The sequence below is a fragment of the Actinobaculum sp. oral taxon 183 str. F0552 genome, from assembly GCF_000466165.1.
Taxonomy (GTDB): domain Bacteria; phylum Actinomycetota; class Actinomycetes; order Actinomycetales; family Actinomycetaceae; genus Peptidiphaga.
Genome location: NZ_KE951462.1, coordinates 1 through 4,806 on the forward strand (window position 1 = coordinate 1; position 4,806 = coordinate 4,806).

The following is a 4,806-nucleotide window of genomic DNA, read 5'->3' on the forward strand; positions in this document are numbered from 1 at the left end:
AGGGCCCCGGCGGCCAGCGGGGCCGCGACCGGGCCCCCGCCGCCCGAGGCGATGGCGGACGGCAGGCTCACCAGGCCCGCGGGCGAATACCGGCCGGGTTCGGCGAGCGCCAGCAGCGTGCACACGACGTACACGCCGATGCTCGCGCCCACCGCGCCCAGGGTCGAGCCGATCATCGCCGACAGCCCCACCGAGATCGCGAGGAACGCGAGGGCGCAGGCGATCCAGGAGCAGCTCGCGGCTGCGAGCGGGGCGACGGGCGCCTCGGAGTAGGCGGCGAACGTCCCGACCCACACGACGGCGGCGCCGGCCAGGCACGACGAGCCCACCACCAGCGCCCGGGCGAGGAAGGCCGCGACGGGCTGGGCCGCCCGGGAGACGGGGCGAACGGCCAGGAGCTGGGCCCTCCCGCTCGATATGAGGGCCGACGTCGCGCCGGCGCCCGAGAAGATGACGAGGAAGACGCCCGTCTGGGTGAGGTTCTTCGCCCATTGGGCGTAGGACTGGTCCGGGCTCGGCTCGGGGAGCTCGATCTGGAAGCCCTCTCCTGCGAGGGCCTTGAACAGCTCGGGGGCGAAGCGCGAGAGCGCCACCGACAGCGCCGCGAGGAAGACGAGCACGACGGGCAGGGCGTAGCGGTGCCAGGTCCGCCACATCGTCCGCGCCTCCACGGCGAACAGGGATGCGAATCCGGTCATCGGTCCTCTCCTCTCTGCGGAGCCGCGCCCCGCCCGTGATCGCCCGGCCGGGATGCGGTGGGGGACTCCGGACGGTCCTCCGCGGTCGGGGCCCCCGGCCGGACCGCGCCCCGTTGATCCGACGTCAGGGCCAGGAACACGTCTTCCAGGCTTCGCTCCAGGGGGATGAGGGCCCTGACGCCCCAGGAGCGTTCGGCGGCGAGCGCCGGGATCGAGTGGGCGGCTGCGTCTTCGTCGCAGACCAGGAGGACGAGGTCCCCGCCCTCGCGGCGCACGCCCTTGCACCACGGCTGGCGGGCCAGGACCGCGTCCGCGTCGGCGTCCGCGTCCGCGCGCAGCAGCAGGGACAGCGCGCCGGCGCGTCGCCGCAGATCCGCCACGGGCGAGGACGCCAGCACCCGCCCCGCCCTCAGGACGACGGCGTGCGTGGCGACCCGGTCGGCCTCGGCGAGGTTGTGCGAGGACAGGAGGACGGTCGTGCGCCCCGAGAGGCGTTCGATGAGCTCCAGGACCTCCCGGTGCCCCGCCGGGTCGAGCGCCGAGGTCGGCTCGTCGAGCACGAGCAGACCGGGTGCGCCGATGAGCGCCTGGGCGATGCCGAGCCGCTGCCTCATGCCGCGCGAGTACCCTCCGATGCGCTGGCGGACCGAGGAGAGGCCCGCCGTCTCCAGCAGGGCGTCGATCCGCCGGCCAGCCGTCGAAGCGGGAACGCCGGCGAGCCGCGCGCTCGCCTCCAGGTACTCCCGGGCGGTCATCCAGGCGGGGAAGGCGGGGACGTCCGGGAGGTATCCGAGGCGGGAGCGCGCCGCCAGGCTGCCGGGCCGCTCGCCGAGCACCGAGATCTCGCCGGCGTCCGTGCGGGCCAGTCCGAGCAGGGCCCTTATCGCCGTCGTCTTCCCCGCGCCGTTGGGGCCGAGCAGCGCGCACACCGAGTTCTCCGGCACCTGGAAGCTCACGTCCGCGAGCGCCCGCGTCCTCCCGAAGCTCCGGGAGACTCCGGTGAAGGAGACCGCCGCGCTCATCGCGGCTCCCCGTCCCCGTATAAGGCGTCGACCGTCCCGGACAGCGTCTCTGCGCGCCCGGGGTCCCCGCCAGGCGGCTCGGCGACGGCCTCCCGGGCCCTGCGGGCCGCTGCGGCGCGCAGGGCGAGGAAGAGGATCGGCCCGCCTATCTGCACCATGACGATGACGGCGGCCCACACGGCCCTGCCCGGGGAGGGCATGAGGTCGGCGGGAGTGCGCCACCACACGACCAGCGCGACGACGGCCAGGAGGAGCTGGCAGGCGACGGCGACGAGCATGAAGGCCTTGATCTGCGGGGACAGGTCGCTCCACGGCCGGGCGACTATGACGGCGGCGTTCACGGCCGGCCTCCTTCCCGGCTCGACGCGCCCTCGTCCGAAGCGGCGCCGTCGGAGGCTGCGACCCGTCGGAGCCCGGCCTTCGTCGCCAGGAGGAGGACCGCGCCTTCGACGCAGACGGAGGCGGCCGTCAGCGCGAGGAAGGCCGACGGCCTGACGCGCCCGTCCCTCTGCGTGAAGCCCAGCAGGGCGCTGGCCAGTATCCCCGCGTTGAGGGAGGCGATCCTGGCGCTGCGCGTGAGCAGAGTCATCCGGTCCGCGGCGGGGACGACGGAGACGGACCCGAGGGCGGCCGCGGGGACGGCGATCAGGGCGGCGCCCCACGCGGGCGACGCGCTCGACTTGATCCGGCCGGCCAGGGAGGCCCGCAGGGGGACGCGGATCCGCCGCCGCCGGATCGCCTCCGCCGCCGCGAGCGAGGCTGCGGCGAAGCCCGCGGGGAGCCATCGCACGACGGCCATCGTGGAGTCGGGGATCGCGGCCAGGACGTCCTCGTCGACGTCGTCGGGGCGAAGGAGGCCGAGCCTGGCGGCGATCCCTCCCCAGGCGAGGTTCGAGCCGCCGCCGCGGGGCTTGGGCGCGAGGAGCCTGCCGCTGGCCGGGTCCCAGACGCCCGAGCCGCCGGGATCGCGGGCTCCGTCCGCGCCGTCGGCCGCCTCGGCGTAGGCCGAGACGACGTCTTCCGCGGCTCCGACGGCCGCGGGGCTCGCTCCTGCGGTCAGTAGTTCGCGCACGTTCGCCAGCAGTTCGCCCCGCTGCCTTTCCGGCAGGTCGGCGGAGGCGAGTTCGCGTGCGATTGCGTCGAGGTAGCTCTTTGCCGCCGCGTCGAGGCGGCGGTCTGCTTCACCCGGCATGTCGTCCTCCTAGGATCGAATCGAGGGCGGCCGCCATGTCTCGCCACACGGCGGCCTGGATGGCGAGGGCCGTCCGGCCCTTCGCGGTGATCGTGTAGTACTTGCGCGGCGGCCCGCTGGGCGACTGCTCCCACGCCGTCGTCACGAGTCCCGACTGGGCGAGCCGCGACAGGAGCGGGTAGACCGTGCCCGGCTTGGCGGCCAGCCCTTTCGTGGATGCCAAGGACGCGACGATCTCGGCGCCGTACATCCGGCTGGGCTCCAGGAGCGCGAGCGTGGCCAGCTCGAGCACTCCCTTGCGCAACTGGGTCGCTTCGACGGCCATGGGTCTCCGATCCGTCGGTAATTGGTCACGCCAGTATATATGCATTGCCAAGTAGATGGCAATGCCAAGTTTCCGCCGGCTCCGCCCGTCCTCCCCGCGCGCCGCCGGACGCGCCGCTAGACTGATGGGCCATGGACGGTGGAATCGACGACCCGATGCTCGGCCACGCCGCGGATCTCCGCGGGTTCATCGAATCCTCGCCGAGCTCGTACCACGCGGCGCACGAGGCGTCTCGGCGGCTCGACGCGGCCGGATACGCCCGCCAACGCGAAGAGGAGCCGTGGTCTGCACGGCCGGGAGGGCACTACCTCCGGCGGGGCGGGGCCGTGGTCGCCTGGTGGGTGCCGGAGGGCGCCGGGCCGTCCAGCCGGTTCCGCGTCGTCGGCTCGCACACCGATTCGCCCAGCCTCAAGCTCAAGCCGCAGCCGCACTCCCGCGCTCACGGATTCTCGCAGGTGGACGTCGAACCCTACGGCGGGCTCGTCCCCAACGCCTGGCTCAACCGCGACCTGGGCGTCGCCGGGCGCCTGATCTGCGCCGACGGCGCCGAGCGCCTCTTCTCGACCGGGGAACCGGTCATGTTCGTCCCGCAGCTCGCCCCGCACCTGCACCGCGAGGACGCGCTGACGCTCGACCGCCAGCGGCATCTGCACCCGGTCTGGGCGACGGGGGACCGTTCCATCCTCGGGCGGATCGCCCAGGCCGCCGGGGCGGCCCCCGGCGACGTCGTCGGCATGGACGCCTACGCCTACGACACCCAGGCCCCGGCCGTCGTCGGCTCGGAGTTCCTCGCCGCCCAGCGGCAGGACAACCTCGTCTCGGTCCACGCCTCGCTGACCGCCCTGCTCGCCGCCGACAGCCGCGAGATCGCCGTCCTGGCGGCCTTCGACCACGAGGAGGTCGGCTCCTCGACGACGACGGGCGCCAACGGCCCGCTCCTCGAGCGCGTCCTCCAGCGCACCGCTCTGGCCCTGGGCGCGAGCTGGGACGAGTACTTCCGCATGCTCGCCGGATCGAGCTGCGTGAGCGCCGACGCCGGGCATTCGGTCAACCCGAACTACCCGGAGTACTACGAGCCCTGCCACTATCCGGTGGCGGGCGGGGGCCCCGTGGTCAAGCTCAACGCCAATCAGCGCTACGCCTCCGACGGGCCCGGCCAGGCCCTGTGGCTGCGGGCCTGCCGCCGGGCCGGCCAGCCCACCCAGGAGTTCGTGTCCAACAACGCGGTTCCCTGCGGTTCGACCATCGGCCCGTCCACGGCCACGCGCCTGGGGATCGACACCGTCGACGTCGGCGTCCCGCTGCTGTCCATGCACTCCGTGCGCGAGGTCTCTCATCTCCGCGACTCGTGGGCCCTGGCCGCGATCCTCCGGGGGTACTGGGAGCTCGACTGACCCTCGCAGGCGCTCAAGCCCCCTCGACCGGGGGTGCGCGGTGCCCGCCGCGCCCGATCTTCGCGCGGCGAGGCGGGAGATCGGTACCCCCGTTCCGATCGGAGCCCGCGGTGGGCCGCGCTCCGCGGCGCCCGGCCGTCAGGCGCAGCCGCGTCCGGCTCCGGCGTGCCCGGCC

The 4,806-nt window shown here is 74.3% G+C and carries 6 protein-coding genes; 1 reads left to right on the forward strand and 5 read right to left on the reverse strand.

Annotated features, from left to right (window positions below):
* The 5 genes from HMPREF0043_RS08755 to HMPREF0043_RS08775 all read right to left on the reverse strand — a co-directional run.
* Positions 1-698: ABC transporter permease (locus tag HMPREF0043_RS08755; RefSeq protein ID WP_021602687.1), on the reverse strand; the 698-nt coding region annotated here is incomplete at its 3' end.
* Positions 695-1,720, reverse strand: a complete 1,026-nt coding sequence (locus HMPREF0043_RS08760; RefSeq protein WP_021602688.1) for an ABC transporter ATP-binding protein — start codon at positions 1,718-1,720, stop codon at positions 695-697. The genes HMPREF0043_RS08755 and HMPREF0043_RS08760, both read right to left, overlap by 4 nt.
* Positions 1,717-2,061, reverse strand: coding sequence for a hypothetical protein (locus HMPREF0043_RS08765; RefSeq protein WP_021602689.1), 345 nt, complete (start codon positions 2,059-2,061; stop codon positions 1,717-1,719). Before HMPREF0043_RS08765 ends, HMPREF0043_RS08760 begins: the two co-directional genes overlap by 4 nt.
* Positions 2,058-2,912 (reverse strand): hypothetical protein, encoded by an 855-nt coding sequence (locus tag HMPREF0043_RS08770; RefSeq protein ID WP_021602690.1) that lies wholly within the window; start codon positions 2,910-2,912, stop codon positions 2,058-2,060. The genes HMPREF0043_RS08765 and HMPREF0043_RS08770 overlap by 4 nt, the downstream gene beginning before the upstream one ends.
* Entirely contained in the window at positions 2,902-3,237 is a 336-nt protein-coding gene (locus tag HMPREF0043_RS08775) for a PadR family transcriptional regulator (protein ID WP_021602691.1), read from the reverse strand. Before HMPREF0043_RS08775 ends, HMPREF0043_RS08770 begins: the two co-directional genes overlap by 11 nt.
* Before the next feature lie 131 nt (positions 3,238-3,368).
* Between HMPREF0043_RS08775 and HMPREF0043_RS08780 the strand changes: the two genes are divergently transcribed.
* Positions 3,369-4,631 (forward strand): M18 family aminopeptidase, encoded by a 1,263-nt coding sequence (locus tag HMPREF0043_RS08780; RefSeq protein WP_021602692.1) that lies wholly within the window; start codon positions 3,369-3,371, stop codon positions 4,629-4,631.
* The last annotated feature ends 175 nt before the right edge of the window (positions 4,632-4,806 follow it).